The following is a 22,131-nucleotide window of genomic DNA, read 5'->3' as shown; positions in this document are numbered from 1 at the left end:
TCAGGTGCTCAGGGCACTCAGCTGTTGATCAGCGACCGCAGCACGTACTGCAGGATGCCGCCGTTGCGGTAGTAGTCCGCCTCGCCGGGGGTGTCGATGCGCAGCTTGGCGTCGAACTCGACGTCGCCCGCGGTGACCTTGACGGTCTCGGGGATGCCGCCGTCGTTCAGGCCGGTGACGCCGGTGACCGAGAAGGTCTCCTCGCCGGTCAGGCCGAGCGACTCGGCGGTGGCGCCCTCGGGGAACTGGAGCGGGAGGACGCCCATGCCGATGAGGTTCGAGCGGTGGATGCGCTCGTAGGACTCGGCGATGACGGCCTTGACGCCGAGGAGCGCGGTGCCCTTGGCGGCCCAGTCGCGGGACGAGCCGGAGCCGTACTCCTTGCCGGCCAGGATGACCAGCGGGGTGCCGGCGGCCTGGTAGTTCTGCGAGGCGTCGTAGATGAAGGAGACCGGGCCGCCCTCGACGGTGAAGTCGCGGGTGAAGCCGCCCTCGGTGCCCGGCGCGATCTGGTTGCGCAGGCGGATGTTGGCGAAGGTGCCGCGGATCATGACTTCGTGGTTGCCGCGGCGCGAGCCGTAGGAGTTGAAGTCGCGACGCTCGACGCCGTGCTCGGTGAGGTACTTGCCGGCCGGGGTGTCGGCCTTGATCGCACCGGCCGGGGAGATGTGGTCGGTGGTGACCGAGTCGCCGAGCTTGGCGAGCACGCGGGCGCCCTCGATGTCCTCGACCGGGGTCGTCTCCATCGTCATGCCCTCGAAGTACGGGGGCTTGCGGACGTAGGTGGACTCGGCGTCCCACTCGAAGGTGTTGCCGGTCGGGATCGGCAGCGCCTGCCACTGGGCGTCACCGGCGAAGACGTCCTGGTAGGAGGAGGAGAACATGTCCTGGCCGATGGCGGAGGCGACAACCTCGTTGACCTCGGCCTCGGTGGGCCAGATGTCCTGGAGGTAGACGGGCTTGCCGTCCTGGTCGATGCCGAGGGCGTCCTTGGTGATGTTCACCTTCATCGAGCCGGCGAGGGCGTACGCGACGACCAGCGGCGGGGATGCCAGGTAGTTCATCTTGACGTCGGGGTTGATCCGGCCCTCGAAGTTGCGGTTGCCGGAGAGCACCGAAGTGACGGCCAGGTCGTGCTCGTTGACGGCCTTGGAGACCTCCTCCGGCAGCGGGCCCGAGTTGCCGATGCAGGTGGTGCAGCCGTAGCCGACGAGGTTGAAGCCGACCTTGTCGAGGTACGGGGTCAGGCCCGCACGGTCGAAGTAGTCGGTGACGACCTTGGAGCCCGGGGCGAGGGTGGTCTTGACCCACGGCTTGCGGGTCAGGCCCTTCTCGACCGCCTTCTTGGCCACCAGCGCGGCGGCGACCATGACATACGGGTTCGAGGTGTTGGTGCAGGAGGTGATCGCGGCGACGGTGACGGCGCCGTGGTCGATCTCGTACGTCGAGCCGTCGGGGGCGGTGACGGTGGTCGGACGGGTCGGCACGCCGTTGTGGGCGGCCGGGGCGTCGGACGCCGGGAAGGACTCCTTGCCCGACTCCTCGTCCTCGGAGACGTAGTTGCGGACGTCCTGGGCGAACTGCTCAGCAGCGTCTGCGAGGACGATGCGGTCCTGCGGGCGCTTCGGGCCTGCGATCGACGGCACGACCGTCGAGAGGTCCAGCTCCAGCTTCTCGGAGAAGTCGGGCTCGGCGGCCGGGTCGAGCCAGAGGCCCTGCTCCTTGGCGTACGCCTCGACGAGGGCGACCTGCTGCTCGCTGCGGCCGGTCAGCTTGAGGTAGTTCAGGGTCTCGTCGTCGATCGGGAAGATCGCGGCGGTGGAGCCGAACTCCGGCGACATGTTGCCGATGGTGGCGCGGTTGGCGAGCGAGGTGGCGGCGACGCCCTCACCGTAGAACTCGACGAACTTGCCGACGACGCCGTGCTTGCGCAGCATCTCGGTGATCGTGAGGACCAGGTCGGTGGCGGTGGTGCCGGGGGTCAGCTCGCCGGTCAGCTTGAAGCCGACGACGCGCGGGATGAGCATCGAGACCGGCTGGCCGAGCATCGCGGCCTCGGCCTCGATGCCGCCGACGCCCCAGCCCAGCACGCCGAGGCCGTTGACCATGGTGGTGTGCGAGTCGGTGCCGACGAGGGTGTCGGGGTACGCCTGGCCGTTGCGGATCATGACCGTACGGGCCAGGTGCTCGATGTTGACCTGGTGGACGATGCCGGTGCCCGGGGGGACGACCTTGAACTCGTCGAAGGCGGTCTGGCCCCAGCGCAGGAACTGGTAGCGCTCGCGGTTGCGGCCGTACTCCAGCTCGACGTTCTGGGCGAACGCCTCGTTGGTGCCGAACTTGTCGGCGATGACGGAGTGGTCGATGACCAGCTCGGCCGGGGCGAGCGGGTTGATCTTCGCCGCGTCGCCGCCCAGCTCCTTGACGGCCTCGCGCATGGTGGCGAGGTCCACGACGCAGGGCACGCCGGTGAAGTCCTGCATGATCACGCGGGCCGGGGTGAACTGGATCTCCTGGCTCGGCTGGGCCTGCGAGTCCCAGCTGCCGATCGCCCGGATGTGGTCGGCGGTGATGTTCGCGCCGTCCTCGGTACGGAGCAGGTTCTCCAGCAGCACCTTCAGGCTGTACGGCAGGCGGGCGGAGCCCTCGACCTTGTCCAGCTTGAAGATCTCGTACGACTCGTCACCCACGCGCAGCGTGCTGCGGGCGTCGAAGCTGTTCGCCGACACGACAGTCTCCTTCATGCATGAATTCGCGCGTACCACCGCACTGGTGGCCCGGTGGCGACGGTCGTCGCACGGGTCCGTTGCAGGTCCTTGCCGATCCGCTAAGGTATCCCTAAGTTAGGTATGCCTCACTAGCGCGGCAGCGGTACGCCTCTCGGCAGATATCTCGATGTCGAGATAACTCTAATACATCGCCGCGGCGGGGTCATGCCCTGGCGGAGCTGTCCCGTCTCGCTCAATCGAGTCGCTTCTCAACGAACCGAGTCGTTCGTCCTTCTGTCTCAGCGAACCGAAGTCGCGCGGCTGAGTTGCTCTGAGGGTGCTGGATGGCTGTACCGGCTGGGGTGGATCTCGCGAGGCCGTCCCTAGCCGGGGCCTCAGTCGCCATGGGCGACCGGCTCGGGGTCCGCGTCGAGCGCATCGAGCACTGCGTCGCCGTTCGCTCTCGCCCATTCGGTCAGCATGTGGATCGGATCGATCAGCGTCGCCCCGAGCGGGGTGAGCTCGTACTCGACGCGGGGCGGTACCTCGGCGTAGGCGTGGCGGCGGATGAGTCCGTGCGCCTGGAGTCGTCGGAGCGTCTGGGTGAGCATCTTGCGGGAGATGCCGCCGATCAGCTCGATCAGCTCGCCATGGCGCACCGGGCCCTTGCTGAGGCCGTAGAGCACGACCACCGTCCACTTGTCGGCGATCAGCTCGACCGCCAGACGCGCTGGACAGTCGGCGAGAAAGGGATCACCGGGACCGAAACCGCTCATGTCGCCCAAGGTACCTGCGCCGAAGGTACCTGCTGGTTCCTATCAAATTCATAGCCTGGGTTCTCTCCCCTTCCCAAGCCAGGAGAGTCATGCGAGTCATCACCCAGCAGATGCTCGGCGGTCCCGAGGTGCTCACCATCGTGGACGCGCCCGAGCCCCAGCCGCTCCCGACCGAGGTTCTCGTCCGCGTCAAGGCGATCGGGCTGAACCCGCTGGAGGCGCTCCTGCGCGCCGGCGAGTTCCCCCCGCTGCTCGGCCGGCCGCCGTTCATCCTCGGCTGGGACATCAGCGGCGTGGTCGAGGAGGGGTCTCTGACGTATAGGTTCAGGCCCGGCGACGAGGTGTTCGGGATGCCGCTGTTCCCGCGGGCGGCGAGCGCGTACGCCGAGGTCGTGTCGGCGCCGGCGTTGCACCTGGCACGCAAGCCTGCGTCGCTCTCGCACGTCGAGGCCTCCGCGCTGCCGGTCGTCGGGCTGACGGCGTGGCAGGGCCTCGTCGACCTCGGCGGCGTGACCGAGGGCGACCGCGTCCTGGTCCACGGCGGTGGTGGCGGGGTCGGCCACGTCGCCATCCAGATCGCGAAAGCGCTCGGCGCGCACGTGATCGCGACCGCCAGCGGGAGCAAGCAGAAGTTCGTCGAGGGGTTCGGCGCCGACGAGGTGATCGACTACACGGCGGTCGACTTCACCGAGGCGGTCCGCGACATCGACGTCGTGCTCGACACGATCGGCGGCGACACCGTCGAGCGGTCGCTCGAAGTGCTCCGACCGGGCGGTCACCTGGTGACGGCGGTCGCCGAGGGGGATTCGGAGCTGGTCGCCAAGTACGAGGCGGCCGGCATGCGCTTCAGCGGCATCGCGGTCGACCCCGATCCGGTCGCTCTGCGAGGTCTCGTCGAACTCGTCGAACAGGGCAGACTCCGGGTCCACGTGCAGGAGACGTTCCCGTTCGAGCGCGTCGCCGACGCGCACCGGCTGCTCGACGGCGGTCACCTCCAGGGCAAGCTCGTCCTCACCGTCTGAGCCCGTCGAGGGGCCTCGCGTGAGCCGAGGCCCCACTGAGATGTCCTCTGAGTCCCCACGGGCCGGCTCCGGCCTTTCGTCTCAACGAACCGAGTCGACCTGTCTCATCCAACTCAGTCCATGCAGGTCACCGTCATACGGACGACTGGCTTCGTTGCGACAGGACACGGAACGTGCCGCAACGAGACCGCCCCAGGCCCCGCCCGATCGTTGTCACCGCACGAAGGCGCCCACTGGGTTCGGGGCCCGGCCTGCGGGACACGAGCGACGGGGACGACGCGATCATGACCATCGAACGGACCGATCCGCCCCTGACGGGCAGCGAGCGCGAGATGCTGCGCGCCACCCTCGACCACCACCGGGCCACGCTCGCCATGAAGTGCGAGGGCCTGAGCGACGAGGAGCTGCGCCGGCAGTCCAGCCGGCCGTCGACGCTGTCCCTGCTCGGCCTGGTGCGGCATATGGCGGAGGTGGAACGGGCCTGGTTCCGCCGAGCCGTCGCCGCCCAGGACGTCCCGCTCGTCTGGTCACCGGACGGCGACTACCAGGTGGCCTACGACGCGCGGACGGCCGACCGGAAGGAGGCGTTCGACGCGTGGCACACGGAGGTCGGGCACGCCCGCCGGATCGAGCGGGCCGCGGACTCGCTTGACCTGGTGGTGCATCAGCCCCGCTGGGGCAAGGACGTGTCGCTCCGTATGGTGATGCTGCATCTGATCCACGAGTACGCCCGGCACAACGGCCACGCCGACCTGCCGCGCGAGGCCATCGACGGGGCGACCGGCGCCTGACCTGCGCGCCGCGGCCCGTACGGCGGCGGCTTTCCGACACCCCGCACGCGTGCGACGACCGAGGAGAGGTGCCCCCCCGTGGGAGAGAACAAGCGGCGCATGCTGGCCGGCGACTGGTACGTGTCCGACGATCCCGAGCTGGGCGCCGACACCGAACGCCGGATCGCGCTGTGCGGCGCATACAACGCGCCCGGCGCCACCACATCCGCCGAGCGGGCCGGAATCCTGAAGCAGCTGCTCGGCGCGGTCGGCGAAGGCGTGCGGATCCGGCCGCCGTTCCACTGCGACTTCGGCTACCACATCCGCATCGGCGCCGGGACATTCGTGAATTTCGGCGCGGTCTTCCTGGACGCCGCGCCCGTCACGATCGGCGCCGACGTCCAGATCGGGCCGTACGTCCAGCTGCTGACGCCGCAGCACGAGCTGGACACCGAACGGCGCCGGGCCGGCTGGGAGAAGGGCGAGCCGGTGGCCATCGGGGACAACGTCTGGCTCGGCGGCGGGGTCATTGTCTGTCCCGGAGTGACGATCGGCGCGAACACGGTGGTCGGCGCGGGGGCGGTGGTCACCCGTGATCTGCCGGCCGGGGTGCTGGCGGTCGGCAATCCCGCGCGGGTGATCCGCACGCTGGACGGCGACGAGGACCGGGCGGCCGCGGTGTCCGGGGAGCGCTGAGGCAAGGGGCGGGCCGAACGCACTGGCAGGGAAAGGCGCACTGCGGACCGCCCGCGTCTCAGTTCCCCGCGAGTCCCAGTCCCGTCCGCACCACACCGACGATCTCGTCGTCGGACAGGCCGAGCCTGCGGGCCTCGGCGATCAGGCGCTCGGCCGCCTCGCCGAGACGGGCGCGGCCGGGGGACACGGCGTCGGTGACCACCGCGCCGCGGCCGCGGCGGAGTTCGATCAGCCCCTCCTCCTTGAGGCGCTGGTAGCCGCGCAGCACGGTGTGGACGTTGACGCCGAGGGACGCGGCCAGTTCACGGCCCGCGGGCAGCCGCTCCCCCGCGTGCAGGGAACCGTCGGCGATGGCGCCGCGGACCGCGGCGGCGATCTGGTCACCGAGCGCAACGGCGGAGCTGGGATCGACCCGGAACAGCACCTCAGTCTCCTCGCGAGGGGCGGGCGCGGTCCAGGTAGGTGTTGAACAGCGCGGCAGCGGTCGCCGCGTCATCGACCGTCACCACGAATTCCCTGCCGCTGTGCAGCCGCAGGACGAGTCCCTCACCCGAACGGAGCACCAGGCCGCTGCGGTTGTGCCGGACCCGATAGCCCCAGCCGCCGAACTCGGTGGCGATGTGCACGTTCCTGCTGGTGGCCTCGGCGACCCGGTCGAAAGGGACGCGCCGGAAAGCGTACGGCAGCAGGGCCGGCGCCAGCGCCAGACCGCGCCGGTCCACGGTCACCCGCACCGACGTCACGGCACCGACCGCGGCCCCCGACGCCAGCAGCACCCCGCCGGTGAACCAGTCCGCCGTGATGCCGAGGAACAGGCCCCCGCAGACGGTCAGGAGGCCCACGGCGGACAGCAGCGGGGAGCCGACGGTGCGGGTCCAGCCGGCGCGCTCGCCGGCGCCGAGGGCGAGGCGGGGCGCGGCACCCGGACGCGGCGGCTGCGGCCGTGGCTCCGGGCCCGCCAGCAGCCAGCCCAGCGCGCCCGCCGCCACGCCGGCCGCGAGCACGGCGGCCAGCTCCCACAGGGGCAGCCGGGCGGATTCCGCCCGGTCGGCATGGGCGTTGGCCAGCAGCGTCAGGGAGGTGGGCAGGGCGACCGTGGCGGCGATGCCCCAGCCCGTGCCGATGACCCAGCGGGCCGCAGGAGCGGGGCGTTTGCGGCCGACGAACACCGCGCTGCCCGCGCCGAGGAGGACGAGGATGAGGAGCGTGCCCGTCAGGAAGCCCTGGACGGAAGTGAAGCCGTCGGCCTTGCCCCGGATGTCGAAATGGGTGGCGAGCGGATCGGTGAGCCGGTCGGCAACCTTGTGATGGATGCCGGCGACGACGGCCATCGCAGCGAGGAAGGGAAACAGGGCTGTCGCGACCCGCAGGGAGCCGGTCACAGGGCGCGTGAAGGGAGCGGCAGTTTTCATGGAGACCTCCAGTTATTCGCATAGTAGTAGAACAACTGGCAATTACAAGGCCATCTCATATCTGAGATACGGTCACTTCATGGCAGACGACTACCTCGTACGCATCGGCAGGCTCATCCGCGACGCCCGGCAGCACCGGGGCTGGACTCAGACACATCTGGCCGAGGCGCTCGGCACCAGCCAGAGCGCGGTCAATCGCATCGAGCGAGGCAACCAGAACATCAGCCTTGAGATGATTGCCCGGATCGGCGAGGCGCTGGACAGCGAAATCGTGTCGCTCGGCTATGCGGGCCCGATGCATCTGCGCGTGGTCGGCGGCCGCCGGCTCTCCGGCAGCATCGCGGTCAAGACGAGCAAGAACGCCTGTGTCGCGCTGCTCTGCGCCACGCTGCTGAACGCCGGCCGGACCACGCTGCGCCGGGTGGCCCGGATCGAGGAGGTCTACCGCATCCTCGAAGTGCTGAGCAGCATCGGCGTCCGCACCCGCTGGATCAACGACGGCAACGACCTGGAGATCGTGCCGCCGGCCCGGCTGAACCTCGATGCGATGGACACCGAAGCGGCCCGCCGCACCCGCAGCGTCATCATGTTCCTCGGCCCGCTGCTGCACCGCGTCGACCACTTCAAGCTGCCGTACGCGGGCGGTTGCGACCTCGGCACCCGGACCGTCACCCCGCACATGACGGCGCTGCGCCACTTCGGCCTGGAGATCACCGCGACCGACGGCACCTACCTCGCGGAGGTCGACCGCACCGTCACCCCGCGGCGCGCGATCGTACTGACCGAACGCGGCGACACGGTGACCGAGAACGCGCTGCTCGCCGCCGCCCGGCACAACGGCGTCACCGTCATCCGCAACGCCTCCTCCAACTACATGGTCCAGGACCTGTGCTTCTTCCTGGAGGAGCTGGGCGTCAAGGTCGAAGGCGTCGGCACCACCACGCTCACCGTCCACGGTGTCGAACGGATCGACCGCGACGTGGACTACGCGCCGTCGGAAGACCCGGTCGAGGCGATGAGCCTGCTGGCGGCCGCCGTGGTCACCGAGTCGGAACTGACCATCCGCCGTGTCCCGGTGGAGTTCCTGGAGATCGAGCTGGCCGTCCTGGAGGAGATGGGCCTCGACCACGAGCGCAGCCCGGAGTACGCCGCCGACAACGGCCGCACCCGGCTGATCGACCTGACGGTCCGCCCCTCCAAGCTCCAGGCGCCCCTGGACAAGATCCACCCGATGCCCTTCCCCGGGCTGAACATCGACAACGTCCCGTTCTTCGCGGCCATCGCAGCCGCCGCCGAGGGCCAGACGCTGATCCACGACTGGGTCTACGACAACCGCGCCATCTACCTGACCGACCTCAACCGGCTGGGCGCGCAGGTCAAACTCCTGGACCCGCACCGCGTCCTGGTCGACGGCTCGACCCGCTGGCGCTCGGCCGAGATGATGTGCCCGCCCGCGCTGCGCCCGGCCGTCGTCGTCCTCCTCGCCATGATGGCCGCCGAGGGCACGTCCGTCCTGCGCAACGTCTATGTCATCAACCGGGGTTACGAGGACCTGGCGGAGCGGCTCAACTCGATCGGCGCGCAGATCGAGACGTTCCGGGACATCTGACCTTAAGTCCGGCGTCACGCCCCGTCCGAGCCACGGCAACACGCATCGGACGGGGTGCCGGGCCGACCCGTACGCCGGCTCCCGGACACGGCGCCCCGCAGACGACGTACCTGCCGGGGGCCGTCACCGAGGGACGGTCTTCCCATGCCGCCACAAACGCACGGTGCAGGATCTCCGGGGTCACCAGGGGATCCGCACTCCGGACGTACGCCACCAACTCCGCTCCGGCCCCGGAATCGACGGCGAAAACGGCGGCTTGCGTGCTGCCGGAGATCTGCCGCAGGACTTCGGTGGCCCTGTCCACATCAACCCAGCACTGGTCGATGAGCTTCCAGGATTCGCCCCGTTCGGGCCCGGCCACGCCGATGATGTCCGGGACTTCCGCGCACGGCACCTCGCGACCGACCCCGTGATGAGGAGCGACTCCAGGCCGTGCAGCAACTGCGTGATCTCCGCGGTGGACAGGAATGCGGTGTCCGCCATGATGCGGAACACGTCCTCGCCGCCCGCCGCGTCCGGGCCCGCGTCCAGAAAGAACTTGGCGTTCTGCCGCTGCCAACCGCCGTCGGGATACACGGTGGTTCGCTCGGCGAGTTCGCGGAGCTCCGTGCAGGAAAGTTCCTCGTCGGATGAAAGGGAGCTGAAGTACCGGCGGTCGTTGATGAATGCTTCGAAGAGATCGGTGCAGACACCGCGTTCATGGTTCCGGCGGGCCACGTGCCGGTACAGCTCGACGGGATCGCACTGCGCATGTATGACGGCGGCCACGGCCGTCTTCCCGACATGCCGGATAACGTCTTCGAGGCTGCGTTCTCCCACCGGTATCGCAATGAGGGAGTTCCCCAGCGCGATACCCAGCATGTCCTTGAGATCCGCGGAGAAGCGGTTGTTGCTCACCGTCTTGAGAAGGACGTTGCTGTTTCCGGTGACCGCACTCAGCATTGCCGCGGTCGCCGCCGCCAGGACGGTGGGGTCGGTGACACGGTAGCGGGCCGCAAGGATGTCCAGCGACTCCGAGACCGCCTCCGACTTCATGGAGACATTCACGTACCGCGGCTGGTCGGGTTTCCGAGGGGATAGGTGAACAGGCGTGCAGGTGCCGCCTGCAATGCGGTTTCCCAGTACCCGAGCGTGCTCTCGGACTTCCGTATCCCACCCCGCGTCGCCTCGTACACGGCCCGGTCCAGCGGCTGGTACGCCGCACAGACGGGGGCTCCTCGCCCGCCGCCAGAACGCGATGAAGTTCCGCCCCGAGAATTCTCGCGCCGACCGCATCGATGGTGAGGTGGGAGAGGACGAACAGGACCCGGTCCGGCGCCCCGTCGACCTCGGCCACCGCAGCCCTCGTAGGCCATTCATCAGGGAAGGTGAAGGGAATATCGTGCCGGGTGTCGAGCCATTCTTTCGCCGTCGCATCGGCATCGGCCGAGCGGGTCGACAGGATGTCGACCGACAGGGCCCCCTCCGCGGTCACCTCCTGCATCGGTTCCCCGGCAGCAGAGACGACGAAGCGTGTCCGCGACGCCTCATGGCGCCGCACGAGAGCGCGTAAGGCATCCAGCACGTCCTTCGTGGAGTGCCCTTCCGGGATCCTGAACTCCAAAGCCACGTTGTAGAAGTGATCGTCCGGCTTGAGTCATTGCGTGTCGTTCCACAGCAGGCGCTGCGGCCCACGCCAGACGCCGGGTATCGCGAAGGCAGCCGGAAAAGCGGATCTCTGCTGTCCGGGAAGATTGCACCGAGGTCTCCTTGTCGCGCGATCTCCCAAGTCTTGTGGGCTATGACCGGTCGCTGTATTTGTGCAGATTCCCGATGTCGGAGTCGCACGGCCAACTGCAGAAACTTATCTCCTGGAAGAACGGGGTACCGTCGTCGGCCCGGTAGGGCGAGCGGGGGTGATTGAGATGGACGATCGGATCCGCGTGGCGGTCCAGGGCCCCATAGCGGTCCACTCGCCATTCGAAGTCCTGGTCTTCCCCGCCCCACCCTTCGAATCTCTCGTCCATGCCGCCTATGCGGCGGAAAAGCCCGTTGCGCAGCCAGATGCAGCCGCCGGGCGGGCGGCGCATGTATACCCCGCGCATCGGCTCGTGGTTCACCGACGAACCGTGCTCAAGGCTGCGCGCATGTATCGCCGCCTCGCTGCTCTTCTCGTCCAGAAAGAGCATGTCCTGGAACGGCCAGTGTGCCTGCGTACCCGGAACGTCGAATCGTTCCAAGGCCCGTTCCACGAAGTCGTCGTCCACCAGGATGTCGGCGTCGAGAACACAGATGGCTTCCGCTTCGGCCGCGCCTTGGACCACACCGACATTCGTCGCCCACGCCTTGCTGAACCGGCCGGCGGCAGGGGCAAAGATATAGGTGTCGCAGGCGGGTGCGACCACACTCCTCCACAGTGGTTCACTGTCGGCTTCCACGACGACGGTCCGATACCGGTGGCGTGCGCAGGTCTGTAGGTTCAGGGCGCTCAGAACGGCCAGGAGGTTCCGTATTCGGGCCGACTGCGGATCGCGCCCGCGGAACGGGATGACGATGGCGGCTTCGAAAGGCCCTTCCGTCGGCTGCCGGGTATGCCGAATTCCCTTCAGTTCGTCCAGCGCCGCGCCCTTTCCGGCCGCTTGCCAGCCGGAGCCGACGTGAACTCTGAGTCTCGACACACGTTCCGCGGCCCAGACCGCTTCGGCCAGCCGGTCCGGCAGGGAATTCGGCTCGGCGGCCAGGGCGTCTTTGACGCAGTTTTGCAGGTGATGGTGGTACGCACCGTTTTCGGGATGCGCCAGCAGTTGAACGGTGGCCCGGCTCAGCGGCGTGTCCTCCGCACTCAGCAGGGATTCGACCACCGCACGGTGCGCGGATTCGGACCAGTTCCAGTAGTCCGGCGCAGTCGTCTGCGCGAACAGATCAACAGAGAGCACTACGCTACTGGCCACCGCGGCAGCGAAATCGTCCCGGTCACGCGCGATCGGGTACGTCCGGCCAAGGTCTTGATACGACGTCACGGTGCGACTCCCAGTTCTCCGGAAAAGAGGCTGCCCAGGTGCGAAACCTGAAAGGAAAGTCGTGAATCCACTGGGCCGCATACCTTCAGCGCGGTGGCGGGTGCCCGCGCTCAGGGAAGGCGCCCTCGCGTTCACGCGTTGTTGACCGCGCGGTCGGGTACGAGTTCCGCGGCGATCGGCCAGGGCACGTCGGCCAGATCGGGCAGGACCAGGTCCGCGCCGGCCAGAGCATTGGCCGGCTGGGTAGTGGTCAGGCCGACGCAGAAGGCCCCCGCGCGCTTGGCCGCAAGAATTCCGGCCGGGGCGTCCTCGAACACCACAGCCTGTCCGGGTGCCGCGCGCAGGGCCGAGCAGGCGGCCAGATAGCCTTCCGGATCGGGTTTTCCGCGGGTGACGTCGTCAGCGGTGATGAGGACGTCCAGCAGCGGTAGCGCTCCCATGGCCGCCAGTTCTCCCTCCGCGTATCCGCGCGGCCCCGACGTCACCACCCCGAGTGCCACGCCGTGCCGGCGCAGCCGGAGCAGCAGCTCCCTTGCGCCGGACACGGGAGCGACCGCCGGCATATCGGGAAGGGCCGTGTACGCCATCGCCTCCGCGCACAGTTCCTCGACGGTGTGCCCCGGGAAAGAGGCAAGGTGCTCGGCGACGGCCTCCTTTGCAGGGCGGCCCGCGAAGGCCCGTAATACGGCGTCGTCATGGGGAACACCATGACAGCGGAAAAGACGGGCCCAAGCTTCGCGGCTGCGGGGCTCGGTGTCGATCAAGGTGCCGTCCAAATCGAAGAGTACCGCCGTATGCATTGATGAGTTACCTCTTCTGGTGATGGGCTCATCGGCTGCCCCGATATCGCGCAGTGGGGCGTGCTGGACGCTTTTCCCCGCGCCTTCGCCTGCCTCTTCCGCCCGGCCGTCATCGCTGTGGCGGAGCAGTTCCCGGAAGGCTCGATTACCGCGGCCGCCGGTGCCCGCGGTAAAGCGACCGGCTGTGGTGCTGGACAGCCCGCCCCACCGTCACGATTCCTCCGGGCACCGGTGTAACCCGCCGTCGGAACGTTCATCGCCGTTCTGCCGGTCAGGCACCGGCATGATTTTTTCCTGGCGCCTCACCGGTTCCTTCTTGCCCACCCGTTGCACTTCCAAAACAAGGCGATCTCAACCCGACCATGGAAATAATGGCACCTTTTGCCCACTTTTGTGCAGCCTGGAATTGAAGGTGGCGTAGCCACGGCGGGACACCGGCACACCCTCAACTGACGCCCCCCTCTTCACGCTCTTCCCGCAGGTCTCTTGACATCACAAAGCGGTTGCGGAGATCGTGATCCAGTGGACTTAGACGTCACAGCACCGGTCGGATACGGCGACACCTGCGCACTTCCCCGTTGCGAAGCCTCTGGGGGGCGGTGGTGATACTTACCGGACCGGAGATCACCCAGTCGGCCATGGACGGACGAATACAGATTTCGCCGTTCAGTGAAGAGCAAATCAACCCCAACAGCTACAACGTTCGGCTGGGCGACTCACTACTGGTCTACACGGACGAAGTCGTCGATGCCTACGCGGACAACCCCACCCGCATGCTCAAAGTGCCGGAAGAGGGATTCGTTCTCCAGCCCGGCCAGTTGTATCTCGGCCATACCATGGAACTTGTCGGTTCCGACACGTACGTGCCGCTGCTCTTCGGGCGCTCGTCGATCGGCCGGCTCGGTCTTTTCGTGGAGATCACTGCACCCATCGGGGATATCGGATTCCACGGGCAGTGGACCCTCATGCTCTCCTCGGTGCGCCCGTTACGCGTCTACCCGTCGATGAAGATCGGGCAGATCATGTTCTTCGTCTCCAAGGGGGAAATCGACCTCTACACAGGGAAATACCAGGCGGCCGCGGGCCCCCAGGAGTCAAGGTATTGGCGAGACCGGGTGACGACCGCATGATTCTCACTCGCCAGGCCATCGGCAAAGCCGTCACCGAGGGCGACATCGTCATCGACCCGTTCGATCCCGAAAGGCTCTCACCGAACGCCTACGACTGGCGGCTGGGTGACCGCATCCGTATCTGTGACGGCGCACTCGACGCCGCGAGGGCCACCTCCTATCAGGAGATCCCCCTGGGCCCCGGCGGCTATGTACTGGAGCCGGGAAGGCTCTATCTGGGGGTCACCCACGAGCGAACGAAGTCGGAACGCTTCGCCCAACTGATCAACGGGGACAGGACAGTTGGCGGGCTGGGAATCTGGGTGCACATCTCGGCACCGCTCGGACACGTCGGTCACGCGATTCGCTGGACCCTGGAGATCCGAGTGGCACAGCCGGTCCGTATCTATCCGTACATGACCTTCGGGAAGATCGTTTTCCTGGACACCTTTGGTGAAAAGGTCAGTTACCAAATCCTGGGCAGCAAGTACACCAGTACCGGCGGTATGGACATCTCCCGGCTGCACGAGGAGCTTTCCTGACTCCGCCGGACACCCATCACCCGGCACCCGGCACCCGGCACCCGCAGAACCAGCGTCATCACACCTCCGGGCGGTACAAAGAGCTGCGATGAACGTTCTGACCGGCCTGGACCTTCCCTGGGACAGCCCCGGCGGGAGCGTCGAATTGCTCAAGGACCTCCATCCGACTCCTGACGGGCCGCTGTCCGCCCGGACCTTCATGCTGGCCCCCGAGGACACGCCGGTACCGACCGGCGCCGGGGTTACCGGCTCTCCTGGATGTGCCGGGAAAGCAGCTGAGCGGAGCCGGCTTCCGGGCGTACGTGGAGCGGCTGACCGAGGCGGTCACGCGCCGCTTCCCGGACGATGAGCAGGACGTCATTCATCTCCAGCACCTGGCGTTCGGCGCCACTCCGGCGCTCCGGCGCGGATACCCGAAACGGCCGCGCATCGCTCTCGTGCACGGGACGGACCTGCTCTTCGCGGCGCGGTACCCGACGTAGGCCGAAGCGCTGCGGGAGGCTGCGGAGGCGGCCCGGGTCATCGTGGTGCCCACCATGGCGATGGCCGACCTCCTGAGGGCGTTCGCCGGCACCGACACGCGCCGGATCGTCCACATCCCCTGGGGAATCCCCGACCGGCTGCTGACCCGGCCGCCTCGGCGGAGCACCCGGTCCTGTGGGGAACTCCGGGTGTTGTACACCGGCCGGCTGACTGCGGAGAAGGGGACTGCCGGGTTGGCCACGCTGCTCGCGGAGGTCGAGGGCGTCCGGCTGCGCATGGCGGCGCCCCGGCGCGAGTACGCCGAACTCGCGGCGCTGCGGGACCTTTCCGCGGTGCACTACCTGGGGTGGCCGAGCCGGCCCGAGTTGTGGCGAGTCTTCGCCGAGCAGGACGTTCTGGTGGTGCCTTCCGCCAAGTCGGAAGCGTTCGGGCTCGTCGCCGTGGAGGCTCCGATGCCGCGGTCGAGTCGCTGAGCGGGCTGCTGCCCGACGTGGAGGACGAACTGGGCACGGACCATGAACACGGATAGTCGGTCCGCCATCAACTGGCCCGCTGGTACGGAATCCGCGGCGACACCGGCCAGGCCGTGTCGATCCTGGAGCCGCTCGTGGTGGATCAGCGGCCGGTGCTCGTCAGCGACGATTACCGCACCCTGGCCTCCCCGGGTCTGCTGAGCCGCTACTCGCGGTGACCGCCGGGCGGAACCGGCCGCCCGGCAGCCGTCACCGGCCGGTGGTGTCCTCCTCCAGGACCCGCTGGGCCACGGCAAACGCGGAGTTGGCCGCCGGTACACCGCAGTAGACGGCGGTCTGCAGCAGCACTGCGCCGATCTCCTCCGGCGTCAGGCCGTTGCGCCGCGCCGCCCGGATGTGCAGGGCCAGTTCGTCGCGGTGGCCCCCGGCCACCAGCGCCGTCATGGTGATCAGGCTGCGCTCTCGGCGGGAGAGCGTGTCGTCGGTCCAGACTTCGCCCCACGCGTAGCGGGAGATGAAGTGTAATCAGTGCACTGACTTTCACTTCAGTTCCGCCATGCTGACAGTCAACGATTCCACCGTCAACAACTTCGGTGAAGCCAACGGTAATTGACCTGGTGACGCCAGGAGAACCGGTGATGCGGCGGGCGGGACGAGGCATCAGGTGATTCCCTCAGCACACCAACAAAACATCCGGAGCGGGCCACAGTCACCGCACACCCGCCACCCGGCCGAATCCGGGCCGTGCCGCTTACCCCTGCTGCCACGACGACCGCCCCAGACATGCACAACGGGGGGCCGGGGATGATACCCCGGCCCCCGTCAACGTCCCTGAAACTCAGCCCGAGTTCTGCTGGCGGTAGCGGACCCACGTCACAGGCCCGGGTCATCGCCACGAAGACGTCGAAGGCCCGCGCGACCTCCCCCGGCTACTTGCTGCGCGCTCACCAGGTCGGACTGCGCCTCGTCCCCGGCGTCCGCCGTACCGTGCCGAGCCGTGCCTGCCGTAATGCCCCGGCCATCGCCAACGGCAGCCATCAGGGCCCCGGCTCCCCCATCCCGCACCGCAAACGGCGAGGTCAGCCGCATCTGATCCCGGAGCCGGAGGCCGAGAACAGGGTCCACCGCCAGGCCCGGCACCGCTCGCCTGCACGACCTCGCACCGGCCGGGTGCGCAGCCTGCGCGGGCCGTCTCGCTCAGCTCGACGTCAAGTGCACGCAAGCGATCTCCTGCCCCCGAGCCTGCGCGAAGCAACTACTGCGCCCGGTCACGACGAAGCCGCACTTCTTCAGTACGCGAAGGGAACCGGCGTTGTCAGCAGGGGCCTCGGCGTGCAGCGGGCGGGCGCTCTCCAGCTCGATCAGCTCGGCGAGCGCCTGGGGCGCTGCCCCGACCCCGGTGAGACCGCGCCACGACATAGGTGACCTCCCGCTCGAAGGGCGAACCGAACGCCGCGGCATGTCCTGCTACTACGCCGTCGGCGGGAACGGTACGCAGGAGCACTGCCGGGTCGGACCGCACCTTGGCCCAGTGCTGGTCGAAGTGGCCGCGGTCGTGGTGATACTTCCTGGTCACCGCCGCCATCCGCTGCAGTTCGGGATCCGCCAACTGCTCCCAGAAGACCGGCAGGTATCCAGCGCTGCTGCCGGACGCGGTGGAGGAGATCCTGCGCTACGCGCATCCCGACCAGATGGCTGTCCGACGCTTCCCGACCGAGGACATCGTCATCGGCGGCACCAGGATCCCTACGGGCGACACCGTGATGCGGTGCATCGCCACCGCTCACCGCGACGGGCAGCGCTAGCCCGAGCCGGACCGCTTCGACATCCACCGCACGGACAAGGCCCACCCGGCACTGGGATACGGCGTCCGCTACTGCCTTGGAGCTCCACTCGCCCGGCTGCAGATCCAGACGGCACTGGGCACCCTGCTGCGACGCTCCCCCGGCTCGCCCTCGCCGTACCGGCGGACCAGCTCCGTCGGCAGCCGAGCTTTCGCAGTCACGCGCTCAAGTAACCCCCCATCGCAGCCGGCTGAGAGCTCTCCCGTAACGGCTGGTCGCGGCAGCGGTGATCGCAGGACGCTTCGGATGCCAAAGAGCCGCCGGCAGGCGGGACTTGAGAGCCGATGCACCCCGGCACGGGCGGCCCGCCGGCGGTACGGCGCTCCGCGGTTCCCCTGCCGCGCTCACGCCGCAGCAGGCGTGAGGACGACGAACTCGGCGCCGGCCGGGTCGGCGCATACGGCGAGGCGGCCTATACCTTCGGCATCCTCGGGGCCCATGCGCAGGGTGCCGCCGTGGGACGTGAGGGCGGCGATGGTCGCATCGCAGTCGGCGGAGCCGAACACCGGGTGCCAGTACGCCTGTCCGTCGGTGTGGGTCAGCGAGGTGGCCGGTATCTCCATGATGCCGCCGTGCATCCGCTCCTCGCCGCCGCCACGGGGTATCAGCAGGGTGTACGTGCCACCGCCACCGGGCAGCGGCACGTCCCGGGTGGTCCAGCCGAACACCGTGCCGTAGAAGCGCTGCGCGGCGGCCGATTCGGGGGTGAACAGCTCGATCCAGCCCAGGCTGCCCGCCCCGTCCGCCACCTCGAATCCGGGGTAGGCCGCGGGCTCCCAGACGGCAAATTTCCCGCCCTGCGGGTCGGTGAGCTGGGCGTGCCTGCCGTCGTTCCTGCCGACCGCGACGGGTGCGCTTCGGACCGTGCCGCCGGCCTGTTCGACGGACCTGGCCGTGGAGTCCGCGTCGGCGGTGTGGAAGTAGACGGTCCAGGCCGGCCGGTCACCGTCCTCGGCGAGCGGGCCGATCGCGCCGACGATCTTTTCGTCGAGGCGGCAGACGGTGTAGCCGCCGGGAGGCTGGTCGCCGAACGGCTCGGTGCGCCAGCCGAACACCTTGCCGTAGAAGGCCGCCGCGGCCGCGACGTCGGGGGCGCTCAGGTCGAGCCAGCAGGGCGAGCCGGGGATGAAATCGGTAGTGATCATGGCCATTCCCTTCACGGAACCCCTCTGGAATCAGCCTGACACCCCCCACTGACAATCGCCCGTCGGCTCCACGCCCGCACGCCCCGCACTCGTCGCGGGCAGGCACCGCTTCGCGTTCGGTGTCCGCGCCGCCGCTTGCTAGCCTGACGCGCACTCGTCAAGTGACCGCGGTGTGCCACGCGCGCACCGTTCGTCACCGCAGGGCTTCACCACCAGATCGTCATCATCGGGGGATATCGACGTGAACCGTCGTCATGTTCGTGCAGTTGCCGTGGCCGGGTTCGTGATCGTCACACTGACCGGCGCCCGCCATTCGCACGGCGGGGGCTGCGGCCACCACGACTCCAACAGCAGCACCAGCGGCGGCTACCGCAGCTCGGGAAGCACCACCGGCAGCGGAACCAGCGGCAGTTCGCCGACGGCCGCCGCGACCACCTCACCGGAGTCGGACATCTCCGTCAGCGACTGCAAGGTCGACGTCGCGGGCGGCAAGCTGAGCGCCAGGATCCGGGTGACCAACGGCAATTCCGTGAGCGCGGCGACCTACAACGGCACGGTGGAGTTCACCGATCAGACCGGGTCCGCCTTCGGCTCCGCGCCGATCTCACAGCTCCGCGTCCCCGCGCACGAGACCCGTTCGACGCAGGTCTCGGGCACCTTCATCACCGGCGGCAGCAACCAGCCGCAGTCGGGCCGGTGCAAGCTCGGCCAGGCCTGGAAGGCGAACATGTGAGGGCCGGCCGACCGAATTCCCTGTGATGCCGCCGCCATGCGCGGAGCCCCGGCCCGCCCTCTCCCCTCCTCATGGAGGGCCGGCCAGGGCCCGCGCGGCGGTCTCCGCCCGCAGGGTCAACTGCGGGCGGCGGGCGCCCGGTCCGACCGGGAATCCGCTGCCGTGCCGCACCGCGGACGGCGTGCGGAGGTGCGGCACAGCCGCCTCTCGGTACGGCAGCGGATCCGGATCCCCCGGGACGTCCCTCATCTGCCCGCCCCCCGACGGGCCCCCTCCTGCACCCGCCCCCTGCGGGTGCTTCCCCCGGGGCCACCCCCCTCCGGCAGCCCCTCTTTCTTTCCCCACGGCGTCGGCACCCCCCGGTACCGCCGCCAGGCAGGCGCCCCCCGGCGCCGATGCCCCGTCAGGGCCCGGAAGCACGCTTCCGGCAGCCCCTCAGGTCCTGTGCCGCCCTCAGCGACGGCGCCGCTGCGCCGCCACCCCGGCGGTCTGCCGCGGGCGGCAGGCGGCGATGACCGACACCACGTCCTTGAACGAGCTGCACATCCGGGTACCGGCGACCGCGGCCAACTCGCCGAAGGTACCGGCGCCGTAGGTGACGGCGACCGCCTCCATCCGCGCGGTCACCGCCATCCGCATGTCCCCCACGGTGTCGCCCACGTACGCGCTCTCCCCGGCGGCGACGCCCAGCCGGCCGGCGGCCCGCAGCACCATCTCCGGGTGCGGCTTGCCGCGCCGCACCATGTCCTGCCCGATGACCGGGCCGACCAGCTCGCGGATGCCCATGACATCCAGGAGCGACTCGGCGCCGCGGGTGGTCTTGGACGTGGCGACGGCCAGTTCGACGCCGTGGGCACGCAGCGCGGACAGCCCGGCCGTTACACCCGGGAACAGCAACTGCGGGCCCTGGCAGAGGACGTCGTAGGCGAACAGTTCACGGTAGCGGCCGATGGCGGCGAGCACCCGGCCGTCGTCCTCGGGCTTGCCGAGCAGCCGTCCGAACGCCTGCCCCGGCGGCTTGCCGACGGCCGCGGCAGCCTGCCGCGGGGTCACCGGGCAGCCCTGCTCCGCCGCCACCTTGACGAGCAGTTTGCTGATCGCCGGACGCGTATTGGCCAAGGTGCCGTCCAGATCGAAGACGGCCGCCTTGATGGTCTCGCTGCCGGCGCCCCGTGCGCCTCTCACAGGACGTTCGCCGACTTCCGCTGATACGCGCATGGCTGGAGACCTTTCCGGATTCCGATGGGTGCAGTGGCTGGAGAGCGGAGCGCACCCGGCTGGTTCGGGCGGCCCGTGGTCGACGACAGCTGACGGCAGAGGCGGTCTCTCCGTGGCGCAGCGCTGTCCAAAGGCGGTGCGCGACCGTCGTGGCGGCTGCAACGGAAGGGGAACATCCCGTTTACCGCCTTCGCAGATTTAAAAACCGCCTGCGCTGTTTGTCAATGCACCCCCTCCTCAGCAGGCGTTCTCCCGCACCCGACCCGCCAGTAGGCCCTCCGACGGGTGCGTCCCACGCATCGACGGTAGGCCGAACGGGCAGGCGATCGAACAGTATGCGACGCGACGCATCACTTACCAGCCAATCCCAAGAGCCATACAGAACCGCATGGTTGGTTTTCTCTGTAGACTGCACACAGCTTGCCCAGCCGTACTAGAGACGGGACGGACACCGTGCCCACGCAGCATCGCGCCATCCAGAGCCGCCAGGCGCTCATCCGCTCGGCCGCAGAGACCTTTCTGGAGAAGGGAGTGCCCGCGGCCGGCATGGTCGAAATCAGCCGGCGGGCCCGGCTGAGCAAGGGCGCGCTCTACTTCCACTTCACGTCGAAGGACGACCTGACCCTCGCGGTGCGCGACTCCGCCGTCGCCACGCTGCAGCAGGTCGAGGAGGGCTTCATCCGGTCACCGCTGCCGCTCGGCGCCGCGGTACGGGAGTTCGCCGCCGACCTCTTCCGCCGGGTGGGATCCGACGCCGTGCTGCGCGCCGGGCTGCGGCTGCGTCCCGAGACGGCGCCGGGGCTCGACATCACCGCCCTGGAGCGGCGCTGGTACGCGCTCTTCCTCGACAAGGCGATGACCGGCGGGGTGGCCGGGGCTTCGCGTTCGGAAACCGAACCGCGGCGCACAGCACAGCTGTTGACCTCGGTCGTGGTGGGCCTGCTGCATCTCGGCTGCGAGGACCAGGCATGGTGGGACGAGGCGGCGCTGGCCGACGTATGGTCGCTGCTGCCGGCCGCCCCCGCCGGCATCCCGGCCCCGGCCGGCGCACCGGCCGGCGGCTGACCGTACCGGCGGTGGCCCGTACGGACCGTCCGGCGGGCCGCGCAGGAACGCGGCCGCCCCACGAGAGCATGCGGAGGACCATCGGTGGTCACACAGGAACGCGCGTTACGCACGCGGCGAGCCGTCCTCACGGCCGCGGCCGAGGTCATCAAGGCGCGCGGGTACGCCGCCGCGACGATGGCGGAGATCATCCGGCGCGCCGGGGTCACCAAGGGGGCGCTGTATTTCCACTTCACCTCCAAGCACGCGCTGGCACGCGCGGTGATCGAGGAACAGACCGAACCGTTCCTCCTGAAGGTCACCGCGTCCCGCTTACAGGACGCCATCGACTTCACCCACCAAGTGGCGCTGGCGCTGCGGGACGACGCGTTGTTACAGGCCGGTGCCCGTATCGCGGTGGAGACGACGTTCAGCGACGAACCGCTGGTGCCGTATCAGGCGTGGACCGACATCCTCACGGGGATGTTCGTCGGCGCCAAGGAGAACGGCGAGCTGCTGCCCGGCGTCTCGCCCGAGGCGGCGGCCGAGCTGCTGGTCGCCGCGTACATGGGCGTCCAGCTGCTTTCGCAGGCGGAGACCGACCGCGACGACCTGCCGGAGCGGGTCACGCAGCTGTGGCGGCACGCGCTGCCGGGGCTCGCCACGGCGGACGGGCTGAGTCATCTGGAGCCGCGGGGCCGCCCGTTGGAGATCGTCGCCTGAGTTCCCGCGCCGTGCGTGGGGCGCA

General features: G+C 69.0%; 22 protein-coding genes and 2 pseudogenes. 12 read left to right on the top strand and 12 right to left on the bottom strand.

Annotation, left to right across the window (positions count from 1 at the left end; translation table 11 throughout):
* Positions 1 to 17: 17 nt before the first annotated feature.
* Positions 18 to 2,729 carry an aconitate hydratase AcnA gene (gene acnA, locus LIU39_RS03935; RefSeq protein WP_308409339.1) on the bottom strand — a complete coding sequence of 904 codons (2,712 nt, stop codon included), beginning with the start codon at positions 2,727 to 2,729 and terminating at the stop codon, positions 18 to 20.
* 374 nt (positions 2,730 to 3,103) lie between these two features.
* Positions 3,104 to 3,484 carry a winged helix-turn-helix transcriptional regulator gene (locus tag LIU39_RS03930; protein ID WP_227044571.1) on the bottom strand — a complete coding sequence of 127 codons (381 nt, stop codon included), beginning with the start codon at positions 3,482 to 3,484 and terminating at the stop codon, positions 3,104 to 3,106.
* Positions 3,485 to 3,573: 89 nt separating this feature from the next.
* On the opposite strand from LIU39_RS03930, the gene LIU39_RS03925 reads away from it, so the two are divergent.
* The 3 genes from LIU39_RS03925 to LIU39_RS03915 all read left to right on the top strand — a co-directional run bounded on the left by LIU39_RS03925 (position 3,574) and on the right by LIU39_RS03915 (position 5,972).
* Complete coding sequence (locus LIU39_RS03925; protein ID WP_227044569.1) at positions 3,574 to 4,506, top strand: NADP-dependent oxidoreductase; 933 nt, start codon at positions 3,574 to 3,576, stop codon at positions 4,504 to 4,506.
* A 284-nt stretch (positions 4,507 to 4,790) separates the two neighbouring features.
* The gene (locus tag LIU39_RS03920; protein WP_227044567.1) at positions 4,791 to 5,297 is read left to right on the top strand and encodes a DinB family protein; all 507 of its coding nucleotides are present in this window, start codon (positions 4,791 to 4,793) and stop codon (positions 5,295 to 5,297) included.
* A 78-nt stretch (positions 5,298 to 5,375) separates the two neighbouring features.
* Positions 5,376 to 5,972, top strand: a complete 597-nt coding sequence (locus LIU39_RS03915) for a sugar O-acetyltransferase (protein ID WP_227044565.1) — start codon at positions 5,376 to 5,378, stop codon at positions 5,970 to 5,972.
* A gap of 58 nt (positions 5,973 to 6,030) precedes the next feature.
* Here LIU39_RS03915 and LIU39_RS03910 read toward each other — a convergent pair whose 3' ends face one another.
* The gene (locus tag LIU39_RS03910; RefSeq protein WP_227044563.1) at positions 6,031 to 6,396 is read right to left on the bottom strand and encodes a GntR family transcriptional regulator; all 366 of its coding nucleotides are present in this window, start codon (positions 6,394 to 6,396) and stop codon (positions 6,031 to 6,033) included.
* Position 6,397: 1 nt separating this feature from the next.
* A complete protein-coding gene (locus LIU39_RS03905; RefSeq protein WP_227044561.1) occupies positions 6,398 to 7,384 on the bottom strand; it encodes an SdpI family protein in 987 nt (328 codons plus the stop codon).
* Positions 7,385 to 7,463: 79 nt separating this feature from the next.
* Here LIU39_RS03905 and LIU39_RS03900 point away from each other — a divergent pair, with 79 nt between their 5' ends.
* Entirely contained in the window at positions 7,464 to 8,993 is a 1,530-nt protein-coding gene (locus LIU39_RS03900) for a helix-turn-helix domain-containing protein (protein WP_227044559.1), read from the top strand.
* Positions 8,994 to 9,173: 180 nt separating this feature from the next.
* Here LIU39_RS03900 and LIU39_RS03895 read toward each other — a convergent pair whose 3' ends face one another.
* The 4 genes and pseudogenes from LIU39_RS03895 to LIU39_RS03880 form a co-directional block, all read right to left on the bottom strand.
* Positions 9,174 to 10,028 carry a condensation domain-containing protein gene (locus tag LIU39_RS03895; RefSeq protein WP_227044557.1) on the bottom strand — a complete coding sequence of 285 codons (855 nt, stop codon included), beginning with the start codon at positions 10,026 to 10,028 and terminating at the stop codon, positions 9,174 to 9,176.
* A gap of 184 nt (positions 10,029 to 10,212) precedes the next feature.
* Positions 10,213 to 10,614 (bottom strand): annotated as a pseudogene (locus LIU39_RS35475) (condensation domain-containing protein); the annotation flags it as partial.
* A gap of 157 nt (positions 10,615 to 10,771) precedes the next feature.
* On the bottom strand, positions 10,772 to 11,992 hold the full coding sequence (locus tag LIU39_RS35180; RefSeq protein WP_227044555.1) for a glycosyltransferase family 2 protein: 1,221 nt from the start codon (positions 11,990 to 11,992) through the stop codon (positions 10,772 to 10,774).
* A gap of 131 nt (positions 11,993 to 12,123) precedes the next feature.
* Positions 12,124 to 12,792: an HAD family hydrolase gene (locus LIU39_RS03880; RefSeq protein WP_227044554.1), complete on the bottom strand. Its 669-nt coding sequence runs from the start codon at positions 12,790 to 12,792 to the stop codon at positions 12,124 to 12,126.
* A 602-nt stretch (positions 12,793 to 13,394) separates the two neighbouring features.
* Between LIU39_RS03880 and dcd the strand changes: the two genes are divergently transcribed.
* The 4 genes from dcd (at position 13,395) to LIU39_RS03860 (ending at position 15,399) form a co-directional block, all read left to right on the top strand.
* Positions 13,395 to 13,922 carry a dCTP deaminase gene (dcd, locus tag LIU39_RS03875; protein WP_227044783.1) on the top strand — a complete coding sequence of 176 codons (528 nt, stop codon included), beginning with the start codon at positions 13,395 to 13,397 and terminating at the stop codon, positions 13,920 to 13,922.
* The gene (locus LIU39_RS03870) at positions 13,919 to 14,443 is read left to right on the top strand and encodes a dCTP deaminase (protein ID WP_227044552.1); all 525 of its coding nucleotides are present in this window, start codon (positions 13,919 to 13,921) and stop codon (positions 14,441 to 14,443) included. The genes dcd and LIU39_RS03870 overlap by 4 nt, the downstream gene beginning before the upstream one ends.
* Positions 14,444 to 14,703: 260 nt before the next feature.
* Positions 14,704 to 14,925, top strand: a complete 222-nt coding sequence (locus tag LIU39_RS03865) for a hypothetical protein (RefSeq protein ID WP_227044550.1) — start codon at positions 14,704 to 14,706, stop codon at positions 14,923 to 14,925.
* A gap of 54 nt (positions 14,926 to 14,979) precedes the next feature.
* Entirely contained in the window at positions 14,980 to 15,399 is a 420-nt protein-coding gene (locus LIU39_RS03860) for a glycosyltransferase (RefSeq protein WP_227044547.1), read from the top strand.
* 249 nt (positions 15,400 to 15,648) lie between these two features.
* Here LIU39_RS03860 and LIU39_RS03855 read toward each other — a convergent pair.
* A pseudogene (locus LIU39_RS03855) lies at positions 15,649 to 15,918 on the bottom strand (carboxymuconolactone decarboxylase family protein); the annotation flags it as partial.
* Between the two features lie 678 nt (positions 15,919 to 16,596).
* Positions 16,597 to 16,818: a GNAT family N-acetyltransferase gene (locus tag LIU39_RS35175; RefSeq protein ID WP_308409342.1), complete on the bottom strand. Its 222-nt coding sequence runs from the start codon at positions 16,816 to 16,818 to the stop codon at positions 16,597 to 16,599.
* Positions 16,819 to 17,090: 272 nt separating this feature from the next.
* Here LIU39_RS35175 and LIU39_RS03840 point away from each other — a divergent pair, with 272 nt between their 5' ends.
* A complete protein-coding gene (locus LIU39_RS03840; RefSeq protein WP_264482339.1) occupies positions 17,091 to 17,204 on the top strand; it encodes a cytochrome P450 in 114 nt (37 codons plus the stop codon).
* Between the two features lie 383 nt (positions 17,205 to 17,587).
* On the opposite strand, the gene LIU39_RS03835 is transcribed toward LIU39_RS03840, so the two are convergent.
* The gene (locus tag LIU39_RS03835; protein ID WP_227044541.1) at positions 17,588 to 18,388 is read right to left on the bottom strand and encodes a VOC family protein; all 801 of its coding nucleotides are present in this window, start codon (positions 18,386 to 18,388) and stop codon (positions 17,588 to 17,590) included.
* Between the two features lie 241 nt (positions 18,389 to 18,629).
* Between LIU39_RS03835 and LIU39_RS03830 the strand changes: the two genes are divergently transcribed.
* Positions 18,630 to 19,121: a hypothetical protein gene (locus LIU39_RS03830; RefSeq protein ID WP_227044539.1), complete on the top strand. Its 492-nt coding sequence runs from the start codon at positions 18,630 to 18,632 to the stop codon at positions 19,119 to 19,121.
* Positions 19,122 to 19,574: 453 nt separating this feature from the next.
* On the opposite strand, the gene LIU39_RS03825 is transcribed toward LIU39_RS03830, so the two are convergent.
* Positions 19,575 to 20,339, bottom strand: a complete 765-nt coding sequence (locus LIU39_RS03825) for an HAD family hydrolase (RefSeq protein WP_227044537.1) — start codon at positions 20,337 to 20,339, stop codon at positions 19,575 to 19,577.
* A gap of 453 nt (positions 20,340 to 20,792) precedes the next feature.
* Here LIU39_RS03825 and LIU39_RS03820 point away from each other — a divergent pair, with 453 nt between their 5' ends.
* Together LIU39_RS03820 and LIU39_RS03815 are read left to right on the top strand one after the other, a co-directional pair.
* Complete coding sequence (locus LIU39_RS03820) at positions 20,793 to 21,404, top strand: TetR family transcriptional regulator (protein WP_227044536.1); 612 nt, start codon at positions 20,793 to 20,795, stop codon at positions 21,402 to 21,404.
* An 84-nt stretch (positions 21,405 to 21,488) separates the two neighbouring features.
* Positions 21,489 to 22,106 (top strand): ScbR family autoregulator-binding transcription factor, encoded by a 618-nt coding sequence (locus tag LIU39_RS03815; protein WP_227044534.1) that lies wholly within the window; start codon positions 21,489 to 21,491, stop codon positions 22,104 to 22,106.
* The last annotated feature ends 25 nt before the right edge of the window (positions 22,107 to 22,131 follow it).

It is taken from the genome of Streptomyces pinistramenti, assembly GCF_020564935.1.
GTDB lineage: Bacteria > Actinomycetota > Actinomycetes > Streptomycetales > Streptomycetaceae > Streptomyces > Streptomyces pinistramenti.
Note: the sequence above shows the minus strand (reverse complement) of the source record. Positions and strands in the feature narration are given on the sequence as shown.

Excerpts from the sequence above, each read along its gene's own strand:
- LIU39_RS03930 (WP_227044571.1), bottom strand. The coding sequence starts at position 3,484 with ATGAGCGGTTTCGGTCCCGGTGATCCCTTTCTCGCCGACTGTCCAGCG.
- LIU39_RS03925 (WP_227044569.1), top strand. The coding sequence starts at position 3,574 with ATGCGAGTCATCACCCAGCAGATGCTCGGCGGTCCCGAGGTGCTCACC.
- LIU39_RS03920 (WP_227044567.1), top strand. The coding sequence starts at position 4,791 with ATGACCATCGAACGGACCGATCCGCCCCTGACGGGCAGCGAGCGCGAG.
- LIU39_RS03905 (WP_227044561.1), bottom strand. The coding sequence starts at position 7,384 with ATGAAAACTGCCGCTCCCTTCACGCGCCCTGTGACCGGCTCCCTGCGG.
- LIU39_RS03900 (WP_227044559.1), top strand. The coding sequence starts at position 7,464 with ATGGCAGACGACTACCTCGTACGCATCGGCAGGCTCATCCGCGACGCC.
- LIU39_RS03895 (WP_227044557.1), bottom strand. The coding sequence starts at position 10,028 with ATGAAGTCGGAGGCGGTCTCGGAGTCGCTGGACATCCTTGCGGCCCGC.
- LIU39_RS03880 (WP_227044554.1), bottom strand. The coding sequence starts at position 12,792 with ATGCATACGGCGGTACTCTTCGATTTGGACGGCACCTTGATCGACACC.
- LIU39_RS03870 (WP_227044552.1), top strand. The coding sequence starts at position 13,919 with ATGATTCTCACTCGCCAGGCCATCGGCAAAGCCGTCACCGAGGGCGAC.
- LIU39_RS03860 (WP_227044547.1), top strand. The coding sequence starts at position 14,980 with ATGGCGATGGCCGACCTCCTGAGGGCGTTCGCCGGCACCGACACGCGC.
- LIU39_RS35175 (WP_308409342.1), bottom strand. The coding sequence starts at position 16,818 with ATGTCGTGGCGCGGTCTCACCGGGGTCGGGGCAGCGCCCCAGGCGCTC.
- LIU39_RS03840 (WP_264482339.1), top strand. The coding sequence starts at position 17,091 with ATGGCTGTCCGACGCTTCCCGACCGAGGACATCGTCATCGGCGGCACC.
- LIU39_RS03835 (WP_227044541.1), bottom strand. The coding sequence starts at position 18,388 with ATGATCACTACCGATTTCATCCCCGGCTCGCCCTGCTGGCTCGACCTG.
- LIU39_RS03825 (WP_227044537.1), bottom strand. The coding sequence starts at position 20,339 with ATGCGCGTATCAGCGGAAGTCGGCGAACGTCCTGTGAGAGGCGCACGG.